The sequence below is a fragment of the Methanobrevibacter sp. genome, from assembly GCF_050872065.1.
In the GTDB taxonomy this organism is placed as follows: Archaea; Methanobacteriota; Methanobacteria; order Methanobacteriales; family Methanobacteriaceae; genus Methanocatella.
In genome coordinates this window covers 1-24,428 of record NZ_JBNMGD010000015.1, presented here as the reverse complement: position 1 = coordinate 24,428, position 24,428 = coordinate 1, and the positions used below count along the sequence as shown (strand labels likewise).

Here is a 24,428-nt window from a genome sequence, read left to right as displayed (position 1 = left end):
CATGTTTTTATCTAAATTAGAATCTTTAAAAAAGGCTATTAAATTAGTTGATGATAATCAAAAATACACAGAAACTGAAGAAATTCCTATAGCTGAGGCTCACAAAAGAGTTTTAGCAGAAGATATCATGGCATTTCATGATTCTCCTCCATTTGATAAATCTGCAATGGATGGATTTGCAGTCATTGCTGAAAATACTTTTGGAGCATCACAATCTGCTCCTAAAGAATTTAAAATAATTGATTCAATTGGCGCTGGAGATTTCTCATCTAGAACAATTGGTGATAATGAAGCTATAGTTATCGCTACCGGCGCTCCAATCCCTGATGGGGCTAATGCTGTTTTAATGAAGGAGTACACTACTACTGATGATGACGATTTAACAATTTATTCTCAAGTGACTCCTGGTGAAAATATAAGTCCAAAATCTGAAGATATAGAAAAAGGTCAAAAGGTATTGGATAAAAATACGTTCATAAGATATCAGGAAATGGGTTTGATAGCTTCTGCAGGTTATGATACTGTTAAAGTATTTAAAAAACCTAGAGTTAAAATTATTATTACAGGTAATGAATTAGTAGAACCTACAAAAGAAGAAATAGATAAGGCTAAAATTATTAATTCAAATAAATTTACTATAAAAGCAATGGTTGAAGATTCAGGTGCTATTGCTGAAATTACACATGCAGGAGATACATTTGAAGAAGTGAAGGAAACTATTTTAAAATCTTCTGAGGAATATGATGTTATTATAACTACTGGTGGAACTGCAATTAGTAAATGGGATGTTGTTTTAGATGTAGTAGATGATATCGGAGATATATTGTTTCATGGTGTGGCTGTAAGGCCAGGTAAGCCAGTAGGTGCAGGTATAGTTAATGAAAAAATGATATTTACACTTTCAGGACAACCTGTAGCATCTATGAGTCAATTTGATATGCTTGTAAGAAAATACTTATTTAAAATGCAAGGAAGATCTTTTGATTTCCATGTTCAAAAAAGAACATCTGAACTTAAAATTCCATCTCAACTTGGTAGGACAGATTTCATACGTGCAGTTGCTGATGATGAACATGCAAAGCATGTCTTGAATAGAGGTTCTGGTATTATTAGGTCAATGGTTGAGGCGAATAGCTATATCATAATTGATGAAAATGATGAAGGATACCAAAAGAATGATATAGTTAATGTAATCTTCTTTGATTCATTACTTTGGTAATCCAAAGGTGTATTTAATGAATGGAATATATTATTATTTGATAGCTTTTGTTATCATCTGGATATTAGTCGCTGTACTACATGAGAAATTATCTAGTCATGGTGTTGAAGTAAACTTTCCAGTAATAATGTGGAAAACTCAAAGACTTAGAGGGCTAATATCTAAAATTTCTAATTTTTCTCCAACATTTTGGAAATGGTACATGAATGCTGGTATTGTTGTGGCGTTTGGTGCTATGATTTTTATAACTGGAACATTAATTTCGTCATTGCCCTCAGTTTTTAATGCACCGGCTGTTTCAATTATAATTCCAGGTGTTGAAGTTCCAGGATCTGCATTTTATGTTCCTTTTGTATATGGTTTAATTGCTCTTGCGACTGTATTAATAGTTCACGAATTTTCCCATGGTATACAATCAGTTTGTGAAAAAATTCCGATAAAATCAATTGGTCTTTTATTATTTATTTTTCTTCCAGGAGCATTTGTTGAGCCTGATGAAAAAAGTTTAAAAAGTTCTAAAAAGGCATCTAAATTGAGAGTCTATGCTGCAGGATCAATTGCTAACATTACACTAGCGATTATTGCAATAATCTTAGTATCTTTAATATCTATGGGTATTCCACATTATTTTGAAGAAGATGGTATAGCAATAGATAGAATTGTTTCTGATTCTCCTAGTGAGGGGGTATTAAAAGAAGGTATGATTTTACAGGCTATTGATAGTTATAAGATAAATGATACTGAGTCATATGTTGATATTGTACAATCTTTTAAGCCGGGGGATAATGTGACTGTTCAGACAGATCAGGGTAGCTATTCAGTCGTTCTGGATAAAAATCCAAATAATGAATCATTGGGATTTTTTGGAATTCAAGCTACTACACATTATGAGCTATTAAATGATAGTTTAGGATTTCTTCCATGGGTTTTATTTAACCTTTTAGAATTATTTAGTTGGGTGTTTATATTAAACATTGGAATCGGGTTGTTTAATCTACTTCCACTCAAACCGTTAGACGGTGGACATATGCTCGAAACATTGTTGACATACAAATTCGAAGAACATAGTGTAAAACAATTTGTAAATGCATTGTCAGCGGTTATGGCAATAATAATTATATTTAATATTTGTGCTGGTTTTTTATAAATAATAAGTGTAAAAATATGATTAGAGTGATTTAAGAGTTGATGTCTTATATTACTTCACTCTTTTTTTAAAAAATAGGAAGGGAAAGAATTGAAAAATTCTTTCGATTTTATTTTTAGAAATATCTGGATAATATTCCTTCTAAGATTTTGTAGTGACGACCTTCGTCTTTGGAACTTTCTCTGAAGAAATCAGCAGCAGTTTCAATACCTGCTTCTTCAGCTTTTTCAGAAGCTTCTCTTTTTTCTGCATTTGCCATTTTTTCTCCACCCATCATCCATTCGATGTTTTCTTTGAGGGTGTCTTTGATGATTCCGTTCATTTCACAGAATCTTGCAGCGTGTTCAGCTTCTTCCCATGCTAATCTTTTAAATACTTCAGCTAATTCCCCATAACCTTCTCTAGAAGCTTGTCTAGACATTGCTAAGTAGATACCTACTTCGTTGGTTTCACCTTCAAAGTTTGCAGCAACATCTTTTTCAACATCAGTTCCTTTTGTAATTCCAATACTATGTTCATATTTAACCATTTAAATCACCTTATAATTCTTTACATGCTTTAGCTAATTTTACACCTAATTCATAGCTTGTGTTATCTTCATCTGCGGTTGGTACATAACGAATTTCTTGAGTATCTATAACATCGAATCCACAGGTACCTAATTCTTCAGCGAGCATTGCAGGAGATCCTCCTTTTCCACCCATTGAACCGAAAGTAACAGCTTTTCTTTCAATACCAGTTCTATTGAATAAAAGTCCTTTTAAGTAGTACATGATGTCTCCAACACTTGGGTATGGTACATCATTAATTGTAGGATCACCAATTGCAATTCCTTTACTGGTCAAGATACTTTTGACTATTTCAGATCTTTCATCTTCGTGTAAGAAGAATATTTCTACATCGTAGCCTTCAGACATTACACCTTCAGCAACTTCATGAGCCATTTGTTGGGTGGAGTAGTGCATGGTATCGTAAATGATAGTAATTTTATCTTCACATACACCTGTAGCCCAGTTTTGGTAAGCTCCAATGATTTGCATTGGGTCAGTCCAGATTTGACCGTGAGATGGTGCAATCATTTTAATAGAATCGAGTAAACCTAATTCAACAACTTCATTTAATTTTTTAAGTACTAATTTTGAAAGTGGTGTAATTAAGTTTGCATAGAATTTTTGCGCTGCATCCATTAAAATGTTTTCAGGAATTTCATCAGAGAATCTTTGGGTTAGACATAAATGTTGACCAAATGCATCGTTAGGGAATAAAATACCAGTTTCATCAGCGAGTAAAGTGAACATGCTGTCTGGCCAGTGTACTAAGAATGCATCTAAGAATGCTAAGGTTCTTCCACCAACATCTAAAGAGTCACCAGTTCCCACAGTAACGAATTCTGCACCTTCAAGTGATGGGTAATGTTTTAAAAGACCGTCAACTGCAATTTTGGTACAATAGATAGGTGCTTCTGGGAATCTTTTATGTAAGTCTACTAAGACTCCAGAGTGATCTTTTTCAATGTGGTTTTGGATGATGTAGTCAACTTTAACATCTCTTCCTTCTTGTGCGAAAGCATCGTCGATACGTGCCATCATTTCTTTGGTTTTTCCAGGGTAAGCATTATCAATAATTGCTACTTCATCTTCCCCAAATACAATGTATGCATTGTAGGTGGTTCCGTCTAATGTATACCCGTGGTATGTTCTTAAATCCCAATCGAGTACACCAATCCAGTATACTCCATCAGCTATTTTTTGAGCATTAGCTTTCATTTTTTACTCTCCTATTTTATAATAATCCATAATTATATTATGAATATTAATATTAAATTAGATGTATCTCTTATTTATATTTAACCCAAATTATTCCATACAATACGAACAGTTCGGTATTTATTTTTGATTTATTTCTAATTTTTGTCTAATTATTAAAGCTTTTTTTATCATTTTGATTAAATTTTATCTTATAGATATATTTATTAACTAATACTAATTAAATATAATTATACATATGGGGGAGATTAATGAACAAACAAAAACCGATACAAATATTTTCTGATTCAACGGAATTATGTGTTAATGTAGTTAAAAGCCCAGTAAAACTCATAATTTTAGAAATGCTCAGAGATAGAGATATGGAATTTGATGAAATTGTTGTCAATACTGGTAAATCTAAATCTACAGTTTCAGTGCATTTAAAAAATTTAAGGGAAGATGGAATTATTTCATATAGGATGCATCCTGCGGATAATAGAAAAAAAATATTTTACTTAAATTCTAAATATCTTGGTTCTGTAAATCTTTCCGAACCAAAGGAACTTGAAGAGACTCAAGCAGATTATTTAATAAGAAATATAGTTGAAGGTGAAGGACAGTTTTCAACATTATTGTTCCATACTTTAAAAGCAATGCTTATTCAAGAAGGAATTAATATTGATCCTATTTTAAAATCAACAGGTAATCAAATAGGTAAATCTCTCTTTAATGAATTGTACAATGAAGATTTAGATATTTTTATGGATAATTTGTCTAAATTTTGGAGTAAAAAAGGGTTAGGTAGTTTGAGTTTTGAAATAGGCCAATTAATTAAAATTACAATTTTTGACTGTTTTGAATGTGAATTACTTCCAAAAATAGGAAAGCCAGCTTGTTTTTTAGATGCAGGCATTATGGAAGGTTTGTTCACAGAATTCTTTAAATTACCTGTTAGTGTTATTGAGACACAATGTTATACAATGGGTGATGGAAAATGTGTCTTTGAGGTTGAACCTCAAGGTGTAAAAACTTACTAATCATCTTTAAATTTTATAATTGATGTTGTAAGATAGGGTTTTTCGTGAGAAAATCCTTCAATTATTTTTTCATTTTCACGAGTGCAGTTTTCCACTGAATAAATTTCTTTTTCTCTTTTATCGTTTTTGATTTTTAATTCAAGTTTTGTTGAATTTCTTGAAGTTTTCATAAGGACAATTGAATCACTATGTTCTAAAACAGTTTCAATTCTATTGTCAATTTTAGGAACGATAGTTAAAATATCATTTTGTTCCACTAATGCCTCATTTTTAGCAGCAGCACATGCGGTAAATGATGTAATTCCAGGAATGGTTTCTACTTCGTATTCATCAATTAATCTTTTTTGTAAATATGAATAAGTGCTAAATATGGATGTGTCTCCGAGTGTAATGAATGCAACATCTCTTCCAGTATTAAGATACTGTGCAACTAATTGAGATGCACTGTCCCATATTTTTTCGAGTTCTTTTTTATCTTCAATCATAGGAAAAATAGGCTCAACAATCATTATTTTTTTATAATCTTTTCTTTCTTTAAGAAGGGGTCTTACGATTGATAAAGCAATGCTTTCTTTTTCTTTTGCAGATTTAGGTGAAAAAATAACAGGGACGGTTTCTAATACTTTTGCAGCTTTTAATGTTAATAATTCAGTATCTCCAGGTCCAACACCAATTCCAATTAATTTTCCTTTTTTAACCATATAATCACTTTAGTTTATAATTATTCATTTTAATCATTATTTTACAAATGCTCTTTCTATAATTTATTTATATTATATTTACCTATATATTTTTAATGTCAAATTCAATTTTTTGCCCAAATTGTGGAATGTTAAAAAGTAATTGTACTTGTGGGAAATACTCTAAAAAAGAAACTAAGGGTCCAACAGACTTGTTTAGTTTTTCTAAACCAAAAATAAGAACTTCATCAATATTGGATGATGAAATTCCTGAGGTGTATTCTGTAGATGATCACAAGCAGGATGAAGGGACTGTAGCATATTTGAAAGAATTAAATCCAAATATTGATGAAGAGATTATCGAAAATTTTCCATTTGAAGAGCCTAGAACTGGACAATTAGAAATTATTCAGGATATTAATGACGCAATTAAAAAAGGTTATAAATATATCATATTGGAGGCTGGAACAGGTACTGGTAAGTCTGCAATAGCTACAACATTAGCTAAAATGTATGAATCTGCTTATATTTTGACCATGACTAAACAATTACAATCACAATATTCTGATGAATTTGAATTTCCATTGGTTAAAGGTAGAAGCAATTTTGCCTGTTTGCAGGATAATTTAGAATCTACTTGTGATATTGGGGCTTGTAAAACTTCTCCAGTTTCAAGTAAATTCTTCTGCCCATATGGTGTTGCTAAAAATCCAACATTGGATGCAGAATTAGCTTTTGAGGATTCATATGGGGGAACAGTATTTTATCAGTCAAGTGGGCATTGTCATTACTGGAATCAAAAGGCTAATGCGGTTAATTCTCCTATTACATTAATGAATTATGATTATGCTATTGTTGAGTTTAATTATGTTAAGCACTTCGGGCCTCGTTCTTTACTTATTTTAGATGAGGCTCACAATATTGAAAACAAATTAATGTCCACTATGGAAGTTACATTGTATAATAGAACACTTGAGAAGGATATCAATAAGCAGATTTCTCCTCAAACTTTAAAAGATGGTGAACTTGAAGATTGGATGATGGAAATTGATGCAATCAGGGATGCTTATGATGATATTGATTTAAAAGATATAAGTAAAAGTAAAGCTGATAGGATTAGATCAACCATTGGCAGGTTAAAAACCCTTAGAAATAATCTAGAAAAAGAGCCTAAAAATTGGGTAATCGATGCTGGAGATTATGGTGTTACATTTAAACCATTGAGAGTTCATCATTATGCTAAAAATAATTTATTAAAATATGGGGATGTTGTTATTTTTATGAGTGCAACTATTTTATCTCATAAGATGTTTTCAAAATGGTTAGGATTAAATCCTAATGAAGTTTATCATATTAAGGTGGATAGTCTGTTTACAAAAGAAAAAAGACCTATTATACTAGATTTAGCTGGAAAAATGTCTGCTAATCGGATTAAAAAAACTGCTCCAAAAACAATCCCTATTTTGCAAGAGATTTTAAAGAAACACGAGGGAGATAAAGGTTTAATACATACTCACAGTTATAAATGTCAACAATATATTACAAATAATTTGCCTAATTCAAGACTAATTTCACATACTTCAAAAAATAGAGAGCAAATTTTGGATTTCTTTGAAAAAGATGAAAATCCATTGGTTTTAGTTTCACCATCTATGAGTGAAGGTGTTGATTTACCATACGATAAGTGTAGATTCCAAGTTATTTATAAAATGCCTTTCCCATATTTAGGGGATAAGCAAGTTAACATGAGAATGAAACGTGATAAAAAATGGTATGCTTATAAAACTGTAATGACTTTGATGCAGGCATATGGTCGTGGTATGAGGGCAGAAGATGATTCATGTTATACTTATATTATTGATAGTGATATTAACATGCTTTTCAAAAGTCCAATGTATAGATCTTTAATTCCTGAATTTTTCAAGGAAGCAGTTGTTAGAGTTAAAAAATAGCGGACCTGGAGGGATTTGAACCCCCGATCTCAGGATCCGAAGTCCTGCGTCATTCCTGACTAGACTACAGGCCCAATAATAAAAAAATTTTATTTCTTTTCTTCTTTTTCTTCAGAATCAATAGAAATAATGGGTATATCATCAATATCTTCTACTTCTGCAAAAATATCGTCAATAGTTTCATTATTAAGTTTTACTTGTTTATATTCAATATCCTCGATTTCTTCGATGGTTAATCCCTTTTTAGTTTTGTCTTTTTCTTTAGCAGGGGGGATATTGTTTATATCTTCGGTGTCTGGTTGTGATTTTTTAGAAATAGTTGATTTTTTAAATTTATTTTTTATATCGTCAATGTTAAATTCGCCTATTTTATAGGAGTCTTTATCCAATGGGATGTTGCTTTTAGGAATAATTTTTTCACTTTCTTTTTCCTTAGAAACATCAGTTTTTACTTTTTCTTTAGCATCAATAGAGTTAATACTATCGGTTATTCCAGTCAGAGGATTTTTTATGCCGAGTATTTTATAAATTCCATAGATTAATAGTAAGATTCCTAATCCAAGAACAATAACAGAAATAAAGTTTGTTTCACCAGAAGCTACATTATCTATTATTCTATCGCTACGAGATTCAAAAATGAGTATTGATATTGCTATAAATATGATTCCGAGTATAGAACTTATAATACTTAAAATAGGAGTTTTACCAATTTTAGCATTAACAAATTGGTCAAAGTTTTCAGTTACATCACTAATGATGTCGTCTTCTTCAAAATCATCAATTAAACTTTCTAACTCTTCTTCTTTTTCTTCTTTTGGTGTATTAATTATAAAGTTTTCATCAATAGGAGTTTCTTCTAAATTTATCGCATTGATTTCATTATTATCGGGATGGTAGATAAATTCATCATCAATTTCTAATTCATCAAAATTTATCTCATCTTCATGTAGATAATTTATCAATTCATTATCTTCCTGTGGATCGATAGAATTATCTTCTTCTTTGACATTATCAATTAAATCTTTTAAATTAGAAATCCTATGCTCTTTTTCTTTAGAATCTTTCATAAGAAAACCTCAATCATAAGCTCTCCAAGTGTGTTTACAGTTTACACATGTAAATATGCGGGTAGGAGCTTCATCAGCACTACGAGTTTGTAATAATTTGTAAGTTGCTATATTATGTCCACATTCAGGACAAATTTCTTCTGTTCTTGGGCCAACGTCAACATCTTCACCCAACATCTTAACAGTTTCTTCAGCTTCAATCTTTTCTGAAACTTTATAAGCAGTATTATCGGAGTTTTCTTCGGTGTAACCACAGCTATTGCATTTTAAAATGCCATTATTGGGAAACATCATTGCTCCACATTCAGGACAAAATTCCATTTAACTCCTCCTATAATTAATTTTAATAAGTTATGTTATAATATTTTTTTTTTAAGTTATTTAAATATATGGCATTATTTTTTATTTTTAACTATATTTAAGCAGTCTTTTATTATTTTATCATGGTCAAAAGCAAGATTGATTTTATCTAATTTTTCAACTGAAAATATGTCGATGTCTATTGCATCATCATCAGCTTTTCGTTTGCCAAATTCTCCTTTTGCAGTATATGTAATACTTATAGTATGGCCTCTAGGATCTCTATCTGGATTAGAGTAAACATTGACTAAATATTCAAGTTCTACATCAATACTAGTTTCTTCTTTAGCTTCTCTTATTGCAGCAGATTCTACAGTTTCACCATAATCAACAAATCCACCAGGCAATGCCCAATGATTTTTAAAAGGATTATTTTTTCTTTTAATTAGAATAAAATTAAAATTTTCATCATAAATAAAAATATCTGTTGTTACAGAGGGTTTTTTATATTCGTCCATTAAATCACTTAAAAAAAGGAATAGGAAGCTTTTATTCTAAAGCTTCATCAATAAGTTTTTTAAATTCAAGACTTTCTTTTTGAAGTTCTTCTGCAGCTTTTTGTAATGCGTGTCTTGGTCTTTTTCCTCTTTTTGTTTTAATTGTCATTTCAGGTTTTCCAGTAAGAGGGTGATCAATATTATAAACTGCATACTCAACATCTGGATTTTGCATTAAAATGTGTCTTAATGCATTACAGACTCCGTGACTTTCATCTTTTACAATAAAAGTTAATTCTAATGTTTTGTCTTCAATAATTTCAAAATTTTCCATTTTATCAACCTAATTAATCATTAATGTAGTTTTTAGAAACTTTACGTTTTTCTTTCCTGTTACATGTATTACATTGAAGTTCATCAAATTGTTTTGTAGTATGCATGTAATCTCTACAACGAGTACACATGGCTTTTAGGACACCACAATCATCATCTGTGCTGCCTAAATCTACATTATCTCCAGTAATTTTAATAACTTTTGCCTGAATAATATCTCCTATTCTAAAAGCATCGGATAATTTCTCTAAATAATCTTTTTTAGCTTGTGAGATGTGGATAGCACCCATATAGGGTAATGCTAATGGTCTTGCATTGTCTTTAATACATTCGATTTGAACATTTGCTCTTTGTGGTTTGATATCAGTAATCTGACCATAAATAATATCTCCAATTTTTAAAAGAGCAGGTTTTGCATCTGACACAACAGAAATTACCTTCATTTTTTGATTAATTTTAACATTTCCAAGTACTGATGATTTAATGTCTCCTTCATCATCATAAGTACCTTCTCCCGGAAGATATTGTTCGATTATTCCTAATTTATCTCCAGGCATTACAATTTTATCTTCTTCTATTTTCATATTAAAATCACCAAAATAAAGAGTTTATAAAACTCTCTTTAATATAATAATTTTATCCATATTAATATTTAAAATTATTTATAACATTCATGGAATAAAATTTCATCTAATTGGTAATTTTCCCATTCTCGTTTATTTAAAACTATTTCTAATTCCTGAGGTGTTAATAATGGTTTTTTATACATTTGAGAATCATCAATTGCGATTCTTGGACAAGCACTTACAACAAAGGCATCTAATTCTAAGTAAGGAAGTAAAATGTCTGGGGATACATTGTCTACTAAGATAATATATGCTTCCATTTTCGCATCTTCTAGAATTTTTTTAATTTCTTTTGCAAGGCCCATTCGGTATTGTCCTTCTTTTGTAGATACTAAAATTCCCCATTTTTTAGCACCACGGGCTTTTGTAATTCTTGCAAATCGTATTCTCAAAATTCTATCTGCAAATTCATCCATACTTCTAATTTCACCATTGTATGGATCTAGTGCAATTACTGGGGTGTTAGAAAATAATTTGATTCCTAATGCATGGAAATTTCCATTTCCTATGAATAATATGATTTCAGCATCTAAATCTTTGATAGATGAAAAATTACACCCTAAAACTTGACCTTTTCTAGTTGATGGTGATGAACCTAGAATAACTTCTTTCCCATTGTCTTCTAAGAAATCTTTAGTTTCATTTAAAAGATGTAAATGTTGTGTTGTTGTTACAAGCCCTATCCTGTAGTAATCTTTTAAGTATTCTAATGATTTTTCAAGGTCTTTTTTAATATTTATATTTGAATATGCCTCAATGAATAATGTTGGAACTTCATATTTTAATGGAAGTGGTGTGTGTCCATAATGAACTATTAAATCAACTGACCCTTTCATTTTATAATCACTTACATCGCAGGCTCCAAAACAAGGATCTCCAGAGATAATAACTGTTGCATCAGTTTCTTCTTCAATTTGTCTAGCTATTTTTATGGCTTGTATTTTTAGACCTTCGGGAAATTGAAGGCCAACAGTTTGAGCATCTATTGAGGTTATCTTACGGATTACTTTGTCCAAATCCATATTATACATTGACATTTTAATCTTCAATTGTTTTTTCAATAACTACTTTTCCGTTGACAACATCTATTTTAACAATGGATATTACATCAACACCAGTTTCCTTTTTAACGATGTTTTTACCTTCACCTTTTTCAATAACTGCAACAGTGGATTTGACTTCCAATCCCATATCTTTTAAAGTGTTTAATAAAGCTATTAATGTTCCTCCAGTACTTACCACATCGTCAATGAGTAATATTTTTTCACCAGCGTGTAAATCGTTTACATAAAGGTTGGATGAGCCATATCCTGTTTTCTGATAAACTTCAGTTTCTCCTTCAAGACCATATTGTCTTTTACGGATTACAACAAATGGGATGTCTGTTGCAAGGGATAATGCAGTAGCTAAATGTATCCCCATAGCTTCAACTGCTACAATTTTATCAACGTCTAAATTCGCATGTTTAGAAACTATTAGTGATAATTCCCTAAGCATTTTAGGGTTCATTGCTGGAACGCCATCACTTATAGGATTTACAAAGTAGTTATAGTCACCTTTTTTAACTACGGGAGATGATTCTAGAGATTTTTTTACTTCTTCTAACATGATATCACAAATTATTAAAACTTTATTAAATAAATATATAAATTAATATAATTATATAAGTTTGCTAATTAGGATTATTATAAGTGATAATATGATGCTTGGAAATTTAGGAGAAAATCTTACTAATACAATGAAAAAATTAGTAGGAATGTCAGTTGTTGATAAAAAAACTATTAAAGAAGTTGTAAAAGATATTCAACGTGCTTTAATTCAATCTGACGTTAATATTAAATTGGTCCTTGATTTATCAAAAAAAATTGAAAGTAGGTCTCTTGAAGAGAAGCCTCCAAAGGGTATTACTCCAAGAGAACATGTTATAACAATTATTTATGAAGAAATGGTAAATCTTTTAGGTAGTGAAACTGTCGGTTTGGATATTAATGAAAGACCTTACAAAATTTTATTCTTAGGTCTTCAGGGTAGTGGTAAAACAACTACTATTGGTAAATTATGTAGATTTTTACAGAAAAAAGGTTTTAACCCTGCTGTTGTATGTACTGACACATGGAGACCTGCTGCTTATGTTCAATTGAAACAATTAACTGAAGAAATGGATGTTCCATTATATGGGGATCCTGATAATAAGGATGCTCTTGATTTAGCTAGAAAAGGTCTACAAGAGTTTAAAAATAGAAAAGTTATTATTTTCGATACTGCTGGTAGACATAAAGAGGAAGAAGATTTAATTGCGGAGATGGATGAATTAGATGATATCATAAATCCAAATGAGGCTATTCTTGTTATTGATGGAACAATAGGTCAGCAAGCAGGTGAACAAGCAAAAGCTTTTTCAAAAGCTACTGATATTGGATCAATTATTATCACAAAATTAGATGGTTCAGCAAAAGGGGGAGGTGCAATGTCTGCTGTTGCAGAAACAGGTGCTCCAATTAAATTTATTGGTACTGGTGAAAGAATTGATGATTTCGAATTATTTGATCCAGAAAGGTTTATTTCAAGATTACTTGGTATGGGAGATATAAAATCTCTTATTGAAAAAGCTGAGGAAAATATTGATGAGGATATTGCAGAAAAAACAATGAACAATATGCTCACTGGTAAATTCACATTAATGGACATGAGAAACCAGTTTGAAATGATGAATAAAATGGGTCCAATGCAACAAGTTTTAAATATGATTCCAGGTATGGGAAATAAAATCTCGAAAGAGGCTTCTAAGATGACTGAAGATAAAATAGACTCATATAAAATTATGATGTCTTCCATGACAGAAGAAGAGATGTTAAACCCTAAAATAATCAAACAGTCTCGTGTTCAAAGGATTGCTAGAGGATCTGGTGTTGATGAAAGTGAAGTAAAAGAGCTTTTAAAATATTATAACAATACCAAAAAGACCATGAAAGGAATTGGTAAACGTGGCGGTCGTTTGGGTGGCGGTGCTATGAACCGTATGATGGGACAATTCATGAATAGATAATATGTACGAATTAGCAAAACAAATTTTAGAGCAAACAGATGGAAAAATATGTAAAAATTGTCTTGGACGCAAATTATCTAAAACAATTGAAGGAACAAACAACATTGAAAGGGCGGATAAAGTCTGTTCTGAATTGGATATAAATCTGGATGATGTGGATTGTGTAATATGTAATAATATCTTCGACAAGCTTGACGATGAATTATACAATAAAATTGATGACAAAATTAACCAATTAGGCATTGAATTTGATACATTTTTAGTTGGTTCAAAGGTTCCGAAAGATATTCAAGAACGTGATGATGAACTTTCTAAAAAATTCAATCTAACTGTTGAGACTATTAAAAAAGAGATTAATAGATTAATTGGCCTTAGACTTTGGGAAATCTATGACAAAGAGGCGGAATTTGAAAGTCAGGATATTGTATTTAACATAGATTTGATTGATAATCCTAAAGTTAGAATTCAGATTAATCCATTATACATTGAAGGGAAATATAATAAACTAAAAAGAGGAATTCCTCAAACTAAATGGCCATGTACAAAATGTAAAGGAAGAGGATGTGAGGAGTGCAACTTTACAGGTAAACAATACTTAGAATCAGTTGAAGAACTGATTTCAGAGCATGTATTAAAATTAACTAAGGGTAAAGAAGCTAAATTCCATGGTGCAGGCCGTGAAGATATTGATGTTTTAATGTTAGGTTCTGGAAGACCTTTTGTATTAGAAATCAAAGAACCAAAACTAAGAAAACTAGATTTATCAAAAGTCGAAGAGGAAGTAAATAGGATTAATGAAGGCAAGACAGCTTATCATAATCTACATTTATGTAAAAGAAGTAGAAAAGCAGAAATCAAGCAATCTTCTCCTGATACTTATAAGGTTTATGATGCACTTGTTGAATGTGATGAAAGTTTTGATAAGTCAAAACTCGAAGAATTATTAAAATTAGATGAAATTCATCAGCAAACTCCACTAAGAGTATTGAGAAGGCGTGCTGATAAGGTACGTATTAAGCATGTTAAAGAATTATCGTATGAACTAATTGATGATAAACATTTTAGTATGCGTATTAAAACTGAAGGCGGTTTGTATATTAAAGAATTAATTTCTGGGGATGAAGGAAGAAGTCATCCTAATGTAAGTGAAATTTTAGGTGTTAAAGCTATTTGTGAGCAATTGGATGTAATAGAAGTAAGTGAGAAGTAGGTAGTATGGCAGAAGAATTTACACATTTAACAGAAACAGGAGTGCACATGGTCGAAGTTGGTGGAAAACCAGATCAAAAAAGAAGAGCTATTGCAAGTGGTAGTATCTTTTTAGATAAGAATACAATTGATTTAATTCAAAATGAAGAAATAAAAAAGGGTAATGTTTTAACAACTGCTCAAATTGCGGGAATTCAAGCTGTTAAAAATACTTCTTCAATAATTCCACTTTGCCATCCATTAGCATTGACTGGTGTTGAGCTTGATTTTGAAGTTAAAGAGGATGAGATTATAGCTACATGTGCAGTAAATACATTAGGTAAAACTGGTGTTGAAATGGAAGCTATTACTGGTGTAAGTGTTGCTTTGCTTACTGTCTGGGATATGGTTAAAGCTGTTGAAAAAGATGAAAACGGACAATATCCAGATACTAAAATTAGCAGCATTAAAGTTATTAAGAAAGAAAAAATTTAAACTTTATATATTATGAAAATGATAACTAATTATATTATTTTTATTAATTGAATTTTATGGGGATTTATATGGCGAAAAAAAATGATAAAATTTCTATGCCTCAAACTGGTGCAGGTTTAGTAAGATATTTTGATGAAGAAAGTCTTGGACCAAAACTTTCTCCAGAACATATCATTGTTGCTACTGTTATTGTAGCTATATTATGTTTTGTATTAAGATATTCAGTTTAAATTTCATTGTTTTTTAAAAAACAATATTACTTTTTTTATTTATTGATAATATGTTAACTAAAAGAATTATTCCTTGTTTGGATTGTGATTTACAAGTACCTGAAGGTAGGGTTGTAAAAGGTGTGGAGTTTAAGGAGATTAAATATGCTGGAAATCCAGTAGATCTTGCAACAAAATACTATGAAGATGGTGCAGATGAAATTGTAGTTTTAGATATTACTGCTTCACATGAAAGACGTGCTACAATGGTGGATGTCATTGATAAATTAACAGAAAATGTATTCATGCCAATTTGTGTAGGTGGAGGAATAAGACGTGTTGAAGATTATACTAAAATGCTTAGAGCAGGTGCTGATAAGTGTTCAACCAATACTGCGGCAATTAAAAATCCAGAATTATTGACTGAAGCTTCAAAAGTTGTAGGATCACAGGCAGTTGTCATTGGAATTGATGCAAAAAGAAAATATGTTTCACATCCAGATGATGCACCAGATAAAGTTGTTGTTGAAACTGATAAAGGATTTTGTTGGTTTGATTCAAGTATTTATGGTGGACGTGAATTTACAGGTATCGATGCAGTTCAATGGGCACAAAAATGTCAAGATTTAGGTGCTGGTGAAATTCTTTTAACTAGTATGGATGGTGATGGAACTCAAAATGGATATGATATTGAGTTAAATAAAGCTATTAATGATGCTGTTGATATTCCAGTCATTGCTAGTGGTGGAGTTGGAAATCCAAAAGATATTCTTGATGTATTTGAAAAAACAGATGTTAGTGCAGCTCTTGCAGCAAGTATATTTCACTTTAATCAGTATTCTATTGGTGAAGTAAAAGAATATTTAAAAATGAATAATGTAGCTGTTCGTTTATGATAATCAAATCTCCTATTGATTTGGAATTAACTCAGGTTTCAGGTCAAACATCACAACCTCCATGGAAACAAATAGATAATTCATTTAAGGAAGTTGTGCAAATTAATAATAAACCAGTTATCTTTGAGGTTAAACAGTCAGGAGAATTTTTAGATTTTAATTTTTCAGGGGAAATTACTCAAAAGGAAGCTATTTCTAAAATAAATTATATTTATGATTTAGATTTCGATTTGAATAAATTTTACAAATATTTATCAAACCATGCTGAATTATCTGCAATACCTGAGTTTTGCAATGGTTTAAGACTATTTTTAGCTTCAAATCCCTTTGAATGCATCATCTCATCAATTTGTTCCGCAAATAATTCTATTAAAAGATGGACAAAGTCAATTTCTGATATTAAACAGAAATGGGGAACTAATTACCAAGATTTTTATATGTTTCCACGTGTTCAAATTCTTAAAGATGTATTCTTGGATGAGGAAGAAGAGTTTGATTTATCTGATAATGAGGAATTATGCAATTGTATCAATAACCTAAAATCATGTGGAGTTGGATACAGAGCTCCATATATGCGAAAAGCATCTGAACTTTTTACATTTGAAATGGATCTCTTGGAAATCCAAAAAATGAGTTATGATGAAGCATTTGAAACAATATTAAAAGTTCCGGGTGTTGGTCCTAAAGTTGCTGATTGTATTTTATTATATGGTTTTAACTTCAGAGAAGCTTTTCCATCAGATGTTTGGATAAAAAGAATTGTTTCTCATCTTTATTTTGATGATAAGGATATCAGTGTCTCTAAAGTTAGAGAGTTTGGGATGGAAGAGTTTGGCAAAAATGCGGGTTATGTTCAATTGTATATGTTCCATTATGCACGTAAATCCGGTCTAATGAAACAACTTAAAAAATAAATTTCATTTAATGCTTAACGGGGAAAATATTTTTTTTTAATTACAAGTTTTAAAAATAGCTTTTATGTTGTTGTATGAGTGGTATTTAGTATAAAATAAAAAAAAGTTGAAAGATAAAATTATCTTTCTTCTACAGTCACTTTGTTCATTTTATCGCCTTGGCGAATAGCATTGACGACATCTTGACCTTTAATAACTTGGCCGAATACAGTGTGCACACCATCTAAGTGAGGTTGTGGTGAGTGAGTAATAAAGAATTGGCTACCACCAGTGTCTTTTCCTGCATGTGCCATGGATAATGCACCAGTTCCATGTCTATGTGGGTTTCCTTCGGTTTCACATTTAATAGTGTAACCTGGTCCACCAGTACCGTTTCCGTTAGGACATCCACCTTGAATTACAAAGTTAGGGATTACTCTGTGGAAAGTTAATCCATCGTAAAATCCTTCTTTGATTAATTTTTCAAAGTTTGCTACAGTTCCAGGTGCTTCGTTTGGGAATAATTCAAGTTCAATATTCCCTTTATCGGTTTCGATTATTGCAACTTTCATTTTATCACCTATTTTTAAATAATATTAATATTATACATATTAATGATTAAATAGTTTATGGAAAGATTAAAATGAATACTCAAGAATTAATTAAAATTGAAGATGATTATTTCATAAACACTTTCACAAGACAACCTATAGTACTTGACCATGGTGAAGGTGTAAGAGTCACAGATATTGATGGAAATGAATATTTGGATATGTTTGCAGGTATTGCTGTAAATGCTTTAGGTCATAATCACCCTAGACTTGTAAAAGCTATCCAAGATCAAGCAGCAAAGCTCATTCACATTTCAAGTATTTACTATAATGAACCAGCATTGGTATATGCTAAAAAATTAATTGACTTAACTAATTTCGATAGAATATTTTATGCAAACAGTGGGGCTGAGGCAAATGAAGGAGCTATTAAGTTAGCTGTAAAATACACTGGAAAAAGTGAAATTATTTCAACTGTTGATTCATTTCATGGAAGAACATTAATGACACTTGCAGCAACTGGTCATGAAGAATATCATGAACCATTTAAAGCAGTAATGCCACAAGGATTTATTAATGTGCCTTATAATGATCTTGATGCTATCAAAGAAGCTGTAAATGAAAACACTGCTGCTATTATTGTAGAACCTATCCAAGGTGAAGGTGGAGTTAATATTCCTGATGCAGAATATTTAAAAGGAATTGAAGCAATCTGTAAAGAAAATGGTATTGTGTTTATTGTAGATGAAGTGCAAACAGGATTTGGTAGATGTGGAACATTATTTGCACATGAATTATTTGATGTTAAACCAGATATTATGACTATGGCTAAAGGAATAGGTGGAGGAGTTCCAATGGGTGGAATTTTAGCAACTGAAGAAATAGCTAGTGCATTTGTACCTGGTGATCATGGAACTACATTTGGTGGAGGACCTCTTGTATGTGCAGCTGCTAATGCAGTTTTAGATGAATTTGAAGAAAAAGACATTTTATCAAATGTTAATGAAGTTGGTGAATATTTCATTGAAGAGTTAAAAAAATTGGATAAAGAAGTTATTGCTGATGTCCGTGGTAAAGGTTTAATGGTTGGTTTAGAGCTAACTAAACATGGTGCTGAATATGTTGACAAACTAAGGGAAGCAGGATTTTTAGTTAATTGCACTGCTGGAAATGTCTTAAGATTTGTTCCACCATTAATAATTACTAAAAAAGATATTGATGAGTTTGTTAAAGCTTTAGATGAAATTTTATAGGATTATTGATTAGATAATCCACTTCTTTTTTCTAATATTTTTTCATGAAATATAGCTAATAGTTTAAAGCTTATACAAACTCTGTTGTTTTAATTAAATAACCATTTTTTAGATTTTACCATCTATAACTCATACCAACACCAGGTCCCTTACTTCCTATATAATAGAAATACTGACGTTTATGATGATTATTATCTGTATGATAGCTATCCTCTAAATCCACTTCAAGATTTTTTTGGTAACTTTCTTGAGAATAATCTCTTTGTGCGTTATCTAATTTATTTAAAAATGTTTCTTTGGTCATTTCTGATTTTGGTGTGCTTTTGATAATTTCCTTGAGTTCATCAGTAACATTATCTGAATTATATTGAATTCTAAAGATTTTTTTGCCGGTTGCAAAAAATACTTCTAAGAAATCATAATTGTAATAATCATTGTATTGATATAATACCACTGCATGGTGGCCTGCAATCTCTGTTTCTTCACTATCATTTAGATGTTTGCTATTATAGGAATAACCATACATACTCTTTAAATTATCATTTTTAACTAGTGAAAATATTAGAAAATCAAATGGTTCTCCATGAGTATAACCAGTATTGTCTTTATTTAGTGTTCCATTTGAAAATTTTTCAGGAATTTTGAAAGTTACTTTATTAACTGTAACATCTTCCCAATCAGCAGTATCTATTGCAAATGTATGGGGAATTAAAGCGAAAAGTATTATCACAAGTAAAATACATTTTAATTTCATAATGCTCACCTTTACACATTAATCTATTTATAATTTAATATTTATCTTTCGATTAGTATTTTGGCTTGAATAATCGCCTTTAAAATAATCTGGTTAAAGATTAGTTATACTATTGATTTTTATTTAATTTAATTAATTTTAAATAGTATGAAAAAAATAACTAAATGCATAATGTAACTTTTTTAGGAGTTTTAATTATGGATTTAAATATTAAAGTAAATGGTAAAAACCACCTAGATATTGGTGGAGCAGATGCAGTTGAGATTGCAGAAGAATTCGGAACTCCAACCTATGTAATTGATGAGAATAGGATAAGAGATAACTATAATCGATTCTATTCAGCTTTTTCAAAATATTATCCTAATTTTAAAGTATTTTATGCATGCAAAGCTAATACTAACCTTGCTGTAATGAAAATTTTAGAAAGTGAAGGTTGTTGCATTGATGCAGTTTCCCCTGGAGAAGTTCACATATCAAAAATTATTGGATTTTCAGGAGACAGAATATTATTCACTGGTAACAATATCACTAATGAAGAATTAAAATTTGTACATGATGAAGGTGCAGTTTTAAACATTGATTCAGTCTCAGCACTTAATAGATTATCTAAAATGATTAATCCTGAAGGGGTAAAAATATCATTTAGAGTAAATCCAATGGTAGGTGCAGGACATCATGATCATTGTATTACTGGTGGAGTAATGAGTAAATTTGGTATTATGGAATCTGAAGCTGTAGAGGTATATGAAAAAGCAAAAGAATTAGGATTCAATCCTATAGGTATGCATTCCCATATAGGATCAGGTATTTTAGATCCAGAACCATTCAAATTAGCTATTGAATCAACCATGGATATTGCAGGTAAAGTTCACCAAGATGCTGGAATCGATTTTGAATTTGTTGATTTTGGTGGGGGAGTAGGTATTCCATACACTCCTGAGGAAAATGTTGTAGATTTGGATAAATTTGCTGAAGTTAATGTTGGATTATTTAAAGAAAAATTAGAACAATATGACATGGGCAATCCTACAATGTATCTTGAACCTGGAAGATTCTTAGTTGGAGATGCATGTGTGCTTTTAGTAACTGTTAACAGTTTAAAACAAAGTTACAGAAAATTCATCGGTGTAGATGCGGGTTTCCATACTTTATTAAGGCCTGCAATGTATGAGTCATATCATCACATTGTTGATGCAAGCAGAATGGATGCTGAAAACACTCAAACTGTAGATATTGCAGGAAATGTATGTGAATCTGGAGATTTGTTTGCACGTGACAGATTAATGCCTGATGTAAAAGAAGGAGATGTATTAGGTATATTAAATGCAGGTGCATATGGATTTACAATGTCCTCAAACTATAATTCCAGACCACTTGCTTCAGAGATATTGGTAACTGGAGGTAAATGTTCAGTTGTACGTGAAAGAGAAACCTTTGAAGACTTATATGCAAAACAAAGCATTCCACCACATTTAAAATAAGTTGATACTATGGTAGATCTAAAAGGATTAAAATTCTCAAAAATGCATGGAATAGGTAATGATTTCCCAATAATTGATGAATCAAAAGGAAAAGTTATTTCTGAAGAAGATAAACCTGAAGCATGCAGAATGTTATGTCATAGAAACTTTGGTGTAGGTGGAGATGGTGTTTTATTTGTAGAACCGTCTGAAGTTGCAGATATTGGATATAGAATGTTCAACCCTGATGGAAGCGAAGCTGAAATGTGTGGAAATGGTATAAGATGTTTCGGGGATTTTGTATATAGAAAAGGTATTTTAAAACAAGAAAAAATGACTGTTGAGACAAGAGCAGGAATTAAAACAATTGAAATCACAGTTGATGATGATGAACCTGTATTATTTAAGGTGGATATGGGATTATCAACTTTCAATACTCCTGAAATCCCAATGATTTCAGATAGGAATGAATTTTTAGACGGTGATTTGGAAGTTTTAGATGATACTTTTAATGTGACAGCTATTAGTGTTGGAAATCCTCATGCAATTATTTTCGTTGATAATGTAGATGAAATAGACATTAACAAATATGGTCCTGCTATTGAGGCACATGAAGTATTTCCTGAAAAGATTAATGTGCATTTTGTAGAGGTAATTTCTAAAAATGAAGGTAAAATGATTACTTGGGAGAGAGGTGCTGGTGTAACTCTTGCATGTGGTACTGGTGCGACTTCTACAGCTATTTCTGGTTACAAATTAGGTTTATTTGATAGTGATGTATTACTTCATTTGCCTGGTGGTGACTTAAAATTCAATGTGTATGAAAAAAATGATGCTCTTGGGGCATTTATGGAAGGTCCTGCAGAGCTGGTTTATGATGGGGAATTTTGATTCTCCTTTTTTTAAATTTTATAAGCATTAATTAATGTTATATCTTCGAAAAAGAAATGTTCTTTTTTAGCTATTTCTGAAATAAAACCTAATTTATCTAATTTTTCTACTGTTTCTTCATTGCCTGATAGTGAAGACTGTATCATCTGCACCATTCCACCATCATTTAGATGATTTTTCACTTCATTTAAAAACATATCAATAACTTTTCTACCATCTAATCCACCATCGAATGCATAATTTATAGTATCATCTAAAACTTCGCCTTCTTCAGTAGGCAGATATGGAGTATTAAATAAAATTACATCAAACTTTCTATTTTTCACCGGTTCGAATAAATTTCCAAACAATATTTCAATTGTTTTAATGCTATTTGCTTCGAAGTTTTTACGTGCAAGCTCACAAGCATCAAAATTAATATCTGTTACAGTAATATTGTCCGTAAGTCTTGAAGCATACATTGCAACAATGCCTGATCCAGTTCCAATTTCTAGCACACTCTGTCCTTTTTTGATTTGCAAGTTTTCTGCAAGTAAATAACTATCTTCGGCGGGGATGTAAACGTTATCATCAATGTTGATTGTAAAATCTGGCATAGTAATCTATCCATTAAAAATTGAATTTAATTCTTTAGATAAAAACAGTATATCTTCGGGTTTAAGTGTAACAACCCTTTGTTTGAGATATTTGTTTAATTTTTCATCTTCAATTTCATTCATATATTTTTTCATTTCTTTCTTATCAAGATGAGTTATTATGTGTCTGGAATCAATTAAAGCATTTCTAATTTTTTTGTTTCTATGCTGGAACAATGCTTTTGTGAATTTAGAATAAATTTCGAAGTCTCCAACTGAAATTTTATTTTTTTTAGGTGTTAATCTTACAACAGAAGAGTCGATTTTTGGTTTTGGGATAAAACTTTCAGAACTTACATCTGTTAATTTTTCCACATTACATTTAAAATATAACATAGCTGAAAGTCTAGAATAATTTTTAGTTCCAATTTTTCCATTCATACGATCAGCGAATTCTTTCTGGTACATTAGAATAGCTAAATCAAAATCATATTCTAAAAATTTAAAAGTAATTGGTGATGAGATTTGATAAGGTAGATTGGAGATAATTTTATTGAATTTTGGAAATTCAACATTTAAAGCATCTTCATTTAGTAAATCTACATTATCTATTTTTTCGTCTTTAAGTCTTTTAGCTAATATTTCACAGATATTTTCATCCTGTTCAATAGCTATTACCTTTTTAGCTTTCTTGGCAAGCTCAATTGTTAATGTTCCAATTCCAGTTCCAATTTCTAAGATTACATCATCTTTTTGGATGTTTCCAAAGTTAATGATTTGGTCTCTTTTATTTTTGTCAATTAAATAATTTTGGCCAAGATTTTTATTTAACTTTATCCCATTTTGATTTAAGATGTTTTTAGTTATCTTGGAAAGGGACATGGAATTTTCATTATTCAATTTATCACTTATCTTGGGTTTTTAGGTTTCCTTGGAGCTTGTGTAAATATGTAATATTTACTTTTTCCTCTTTTAAGTGTATTTTTATCTAATTCTTGTTTAACTCGGTTTACAATCATTCCTGCAGGATCGGTTAATGTTGGGAGCCTTTCTGTTATATCTTCAAAACTTTCAAACGGTTTTTCTTCTCTGGCATTAATAATGTCCCACATATATTTTTTTCCGATTCCTGGAATTAACTCAAGTGTGTGGAGCCTTGTACTTACTGCTCCTGTTGTATTGAAAAAGTTAACATATTTTTCTTCGTTTGACTCAACAATATCTCTGATTGTGTAATCTAATTCGATTCTACTTGTTGCAGTTAATTTTTCAAAGTTTAATCTTCCAAGTACTCTTACTTTGTCTTTTTTTCCTTCTCCTATAAATACGGTATCACCTATTTCTAAATCAATACCTTCTTTAGGAGCTAATTCGAGTAAAGTGAATTGTTTTGTACCAATAGCTTGAGCAATAGGTTTTCCGCCAAATTTGGACATATCTGATTTAACATAGCCTCTGCTTAAATAATCAAGAACAACAGCATGTTGTTCTTTTTTTACAGTTGGTTTTTTTCCATTTCTTTTTTTATTATCAACCATCTTTATCACTCACTATTGTTTTTATAAAACTAAATTAGCTATATAAATAAACTATTTAATTAATTTATTTTTT

28 protein-coding genes and 1 tRNA gene are annotated in these 24,428 nt (G+C 30.8%); 13 read left to right on the top strand and 16 right to left on the bottom strand.

All coding sequences use genetic code 11. The features are described from left to right. Nucleotide 1 precedes the first annotated feature (1 nt). Nucleotides 2-1,219 carry a molybdopterin molybdotransferase MoeA gene (locus tag ACR0P1_RS03560; RefSeq protein ID WP_432645029.1) on the top strand — a complete coding sequence of 406 codons (1,218 nt, stop codon included), beginning with the start codon at nt 2-4 and terminating at the stop codon, nt 1,217-1,219. 16 nt (nt 1,220-1,235) lie between these two features. Beyond that, on the top strand, nt 1,236-2,366 hold the full coding sequence (locus ACR0P1_RS03555) for a site-2 protease family protein (protein ID WP_432645028.1): 1,131 nt from the start codon (nt 1,236-1,238) through the stop codon (nt 2,364-2,366). A 115-nt stretch (nt 2,367-2,481) separates the two neighbouring features. On the opposite strand, the gene ACR0P1_RS03550 is transcribed toward ACR0P1_RS03555, so the two are convergent. After that, nucleotides 2,482-2,895, bottom strand: coding sequence for a ferritin-like domain-containing protein (locus tag ACR0P1_RS03550; RefSeq protein ID WP_432645027.1), 414 nt, complete (start codon nt 2,893-2,895; stop codon nt 2,482-2,484). A gap of 10 nt (nt 2,896-2,905) precedes the next feature. Then, entirely contained in the window at nt 2,906-4,132 is a 1,227-nt protein-coding gene (locus tag ACR0P1_RS03545; RefSeq protein WP_432645026.1) for an FprA family A-type flavoprotein, read from the bottom strand. Between the two features lie 251 nt (nt 4,133-4,383). Here ACR0P1_RS03545 and ACR0P1_RS03540 point away from each other — a divergent pair, with 251 nt between their 5' ends. Further along, complete coding sequence (locus ACR0P1_RS03540; protein WP_432645025.1) at nt 4,384-5,151, top strand: V4R domain-containing protein; 768 nt, start codon at nt 4,384-4,386, stop codon at nt 5,149-5,151. On the opposite strand, the gene cobI is transcribed toward ACR0P1_RS03540, so the two are convergent. Beyond that, the gene (gene cobI / locus ACR0P1_RS03535) at nt 5,148-5,852 is read right to left on the bottom strand and encodes a precorrin-2 C(20)-methyltransferase (RefSeq protein ID WP_432645024.1); all 705 of its coding nucleotides are present in this window, start codon (nt 5,850-5,852) and stop codon (nt 5,148-5,150) included. The two genes, ACR0P1_RS03540 and cobI, sit on opposite strands and share 4 nt — an antisense overlap. A 95-nt stretch (nt 5,853-5,947) precedes the next feature. Here cobI and ACR0P1_RS03530 point away from each other — a divergent pair, with 95 nt between their 5' ends. Continuing rightward, complete coding sequence (locus tag ACR0P1_RS03530) at nt 5,948-7,783, top strand: helicase C-terminal domain-containing protein (RefSeq protein ID WP_432645023.1); 1,836 nt, start codon at nt 5,948-5,950, stop codon at nt 7,781-7,783. Here ACR0P1_RS03530 and ACR0P1_RS03525 read toward each other — a convergent pair. From ACR0P1_RS03525 to hpt, 8 genes are all read right to left on the bottom strand, one after another. Then, a tRNA-Arg gene (locus ACR0P1_RS03525) sits at nt 7,784-7,857 on the bottom strand. 15 nt (nt 7,858-7,872) lie between these two features. Next, nucleotides 7,873-8,850, bottom strand: a complete 978-nt coding sequence (locus ACR0P1_RS03520; RefSeq protein ID WP_432645022.1) for a topoisomerase IV — start codon at nt 8,848-8,850, stop codon at nt 7,873-7,875. Nucleotides 8,851-8,859: 9 nt separating this feature from the next. Continuing rightward, on the bottom strand, nt 8,860-9,171 hold the full coding sequence (locus tag ACR0P1_RS03515; RefSeq protein ID WP_432645021.1) for a transcription factor S: 312 nt from the start codon (nt 9,169-9,171) through the stop codon (nt 8,860-8,862). Nucleotides 9,172-9,245: 74 nt separating this feature from the next. Next, nucleotides 9,246-9,668 carry an NUDIX domain-containing protein gene (locus ACR0P1_RS03510; RefSeq protein WP_432645020.1) on the bottom strand — a complete coding sequence of 141 codons (423 nt, stop codon included), beginning with the start codon at nt 9,666-9,668 and terminating at the stop codon, nt 9,246-9,248. A gap of 31 nt (nt 9,669-9,699) precedes the next feature. After that, complete coding sequence (locus tag ACR0P1_RS03505) at nt 9,700-9,981, bottom strand: DNA-directed RNA polymerase subunit L (protein WP_432645019.1); 282 nt, start codon at nt 9,979-9,981, stop codon at nt 9,700-9,702. Nucleotides 9,982-9,994: 13 nt separating this feature from the next. Then, on the bottom strand, nt 9,995-10,564 hold the full coding sequence (locus ACR0P1_RS03500) for an exosome complex RNA-binding protein Csl4 (RefSeq protein ID WP_432645018.1): 570 nt from the start codon (nt 10,562-10,564) through the stop codon (nt 9,995-9,997). 74 nt (nt 10,565-10,638) lie between these two features. Then, entirely contained in the window at nt 10,639-11,643 is a 1,005-nt protein-coding gene (dph2, locus tag ACR0P1_RS03495) for a diphthamide biosynthesis enzyme Dph2 (protein ID WP_432645017.1), read from the bottom strand. 1 nt (nt 11,644) lies between these two features. Then, entirely contained in the window at nt 11,645-12,214 is a 570-nt protein-coding gene (hpt, locus tag ACR0P1_RS03490) for a hypoxanthine/guanine phosphoribosyltransferase (protein ID WP_432645016.1), read from the bottom strand. A gap of 94 nt (nt 12,215-12,308) precedes the next feature. Here hpt and ACR0P1_RS03485 point away from each other — a divergent pair, with 94 nt between their 5' ends. The 6 genes from ACR0P1_RS03485 (at nt 12,309) to ACR0P1_RS03460 (ending at nt 17,354) form a co-directional block, all read left to right on the top strand. Further along, nucleotides 12,309-13,652, top strand: a complete 1,344-nt coding sequence (locus tag ACR0P1_RS03485; RefSeq protein ID WP_432645034.1) for a signal recognition particle protein Srp54 — start codon at nt 12,309-12,311, stop codon at nt 13,650-13,652. Continuing rightward, entirely contained in the window at nt 13,645-14,862 is a 1,218-nt protein-coding gene (locus tag ACR0P1_RS03480) for a tRNA pseudouridine(54/55) synthase Pus10 (protein ID WP_432645033.1), read from the top strand. The genes ACR0P1_RS03485 and ACR0P1_RS03480 overlap by 8 nt, the downstream gene beginning before the upstream one ends. A 5-nt stretch (nt 14,863-14,867) precedes the next feature. After that, the gene (gene moaC, locus ACR0P1_RS03475; RefSeq protein WP_432645015.1) at nt 14,868-15,335 is read left to right on the top strand and encodes a cyclic pyranopterin monophosphate synthase MoaC; all 468 of its coding nucleotides are present in this window, start codon (nt 14,868-14,870) and stop codon (nt 15,333-15,335) included. A gap of 68 nt (nt 15,336-15,403) precedes the next feature. Beyond that, nucleotides 15,404-15,565: a preprotein translocase subunit Sec61beta gene (locus ACR0P1_RS03470; RefSeq protein WP_432645014.1), complete on the top strand. Its 162-nt coding sequence runs from the start codon at nt 15,404-15,406 to the stop codon at nt 15,563-15,565. Nucleotides 15,566-15,615: 50 nt separating this feature from the next. Further along, a complete protein-coding gene (hisF, locus tag ACR0P1_RS03465; RefSeq protein ID WP_432645013.1) occupies nt 15,616-16,440 on the top strand; it encodes an imidazole glycerol phosphate synthase subunit HisF in 825 nt (274 codons plus the stop codon). Continuing rightward, nucleotides 16,437-17,354, top strand: coding sequence for a DNA glycosylase (locus ACR0P1_RS03460; protein WP_432645012.1), 918 nt, complete (start codon nt 16,437-16,439; stop codon nt 17,352-17,354). The genes hisF and ACR0P1_RS03460 overlap by 4 nt, the downstream gene beginning before the upstream one ends. Nucleotides 17,355-17,473: 119 nt before the next feature. Here the strand turns inward: ACR0P1_RS03460 and ACR0P1_RS03455 are convergent, their stop codons facing one another. Then, entirely contained in the window at nt 17,474-17,905 is a 432-nt protein-coding gene (locus ACR0P1_RS03455) for a peptidylprolyl isomerase (protein ID WP_432645011.1), read from the bottom strand. A 71-nt stretch (nt 17,906-17,976) separates the two neighbouring features. Between ACR0P1_RS03455 and ACR0P1_RS03450 the strand changes: the two genes are divergently transcribed. After that, nucleotides 17,977-19,137, top strand: coding sequence for an acetylornithine transaminase (locus ACR0P1_RS03450; RefSeq protein ID WP_432645010.1), 1,161 nt, complete (start codon nt 17,977-17,979; stop codon nt 19,135-19,137). A gap of 115 nt (nt 19,138-19,252) precedes the next feature. Here ACR0P1_RS03450 and ACR0P1_RS03445 read toward each other — a convergent pair whose 3' ends face one another. After that, nucleotides 19,253-19,891 (bottom strand): hypothetical protein, encoded by a 639-nt coding sequence (locus ACR0P1_RS03445; RefSeq protein WP_432645009.1) that lies wholly within the window; start codon nt 19,889-19,891, stop codon nt 19,253-19,255. Between the two features lie 197 nt (nt 19,892-20,088). On the opposite strand from ACR0P1_RS03445, the gene lysA reads away from it, so the two are divergent. Both lysA and dapF read left to right on the top strand, forming a co-directional pair. Beyond that, on the top strand, nt 20,089-21,372 hold the full coding sequence (gene lysA, locus ACR0P1_RS03440; protein ID WP_432645008.1) for a diaminopimelate decarboxylase: 1,284 nt from the start codon (nt 20,089-20,091) through the stop codon (nt 21,370-21,372). 9 nt (nt 21,373-21,381) lie between these two features. Then, complete coding sequence (dapF, locus tag ACR0P1_RS03435; RefSeq protein WP_432645007.1) at nt 21,382-22,242, top strand: diaminopimelate epimerase; 861 nt, start codon at nt 21,382-21,384, stop codon at nt 22,240-22,242. Nucleotides 22,243-22,253: 11 nt separating this feature from the next. On the opposite strand, the gene ACR0P1_RS03430 is transcribed toward dapF, so the two are convergent. Genes ACR0P1_RS03430 through ACR0P1_RS03420 form a run of 3 tightly spaced genes read right to left on the bottom strand, consistent with a single transcriptional unit; the run spans nt 22,254 to nt 24,355 of the window. Then, nucleotides 22,254-22,838 (bottom strand): HemK2/MTQ2 family protein methyltransferase, encoded by a 585-nt coding sequence (locus tag ACR0P1_RS03430; protein ID WP_432645006.1) that lies wholly within the window; start codon nt 22,836-22,838, stop codon nt 22,254-22,256. Nucleotides 22,839-22,844: 6 nt separating this feature from the next. After that, nucleotides 22,845-23,717, bottom strand: coding sequence for a 16S rRNA (adenine(1518)-N(6)/adenine(1519)-N(6))-dimethyltransferase RsmA (rsmA, locus tag ACR0P1_RS03425; protein ID WP_432645005.1), 873 nt, complete (start codon nt 23,715-23,717; stop codon nt 22,845-22,847). A gap of 8 nt (nt 23,718-23,725) precedes the next feature. Beyond that, nucleotides 23,726-24,355: a DUF655 domain-containing protein gene (locus ACR0P1_RS03420; RefSeq protein ID WP_432645004.1), complete on the bottom strand. Its 630-nt coding sequence runs from the start codon at nt 24,353-24,355 to the stop codon at nt 23,726-23,728. Between the last annotated feature and the right edge of the window lie 73 nt (nt 24,356-24,428).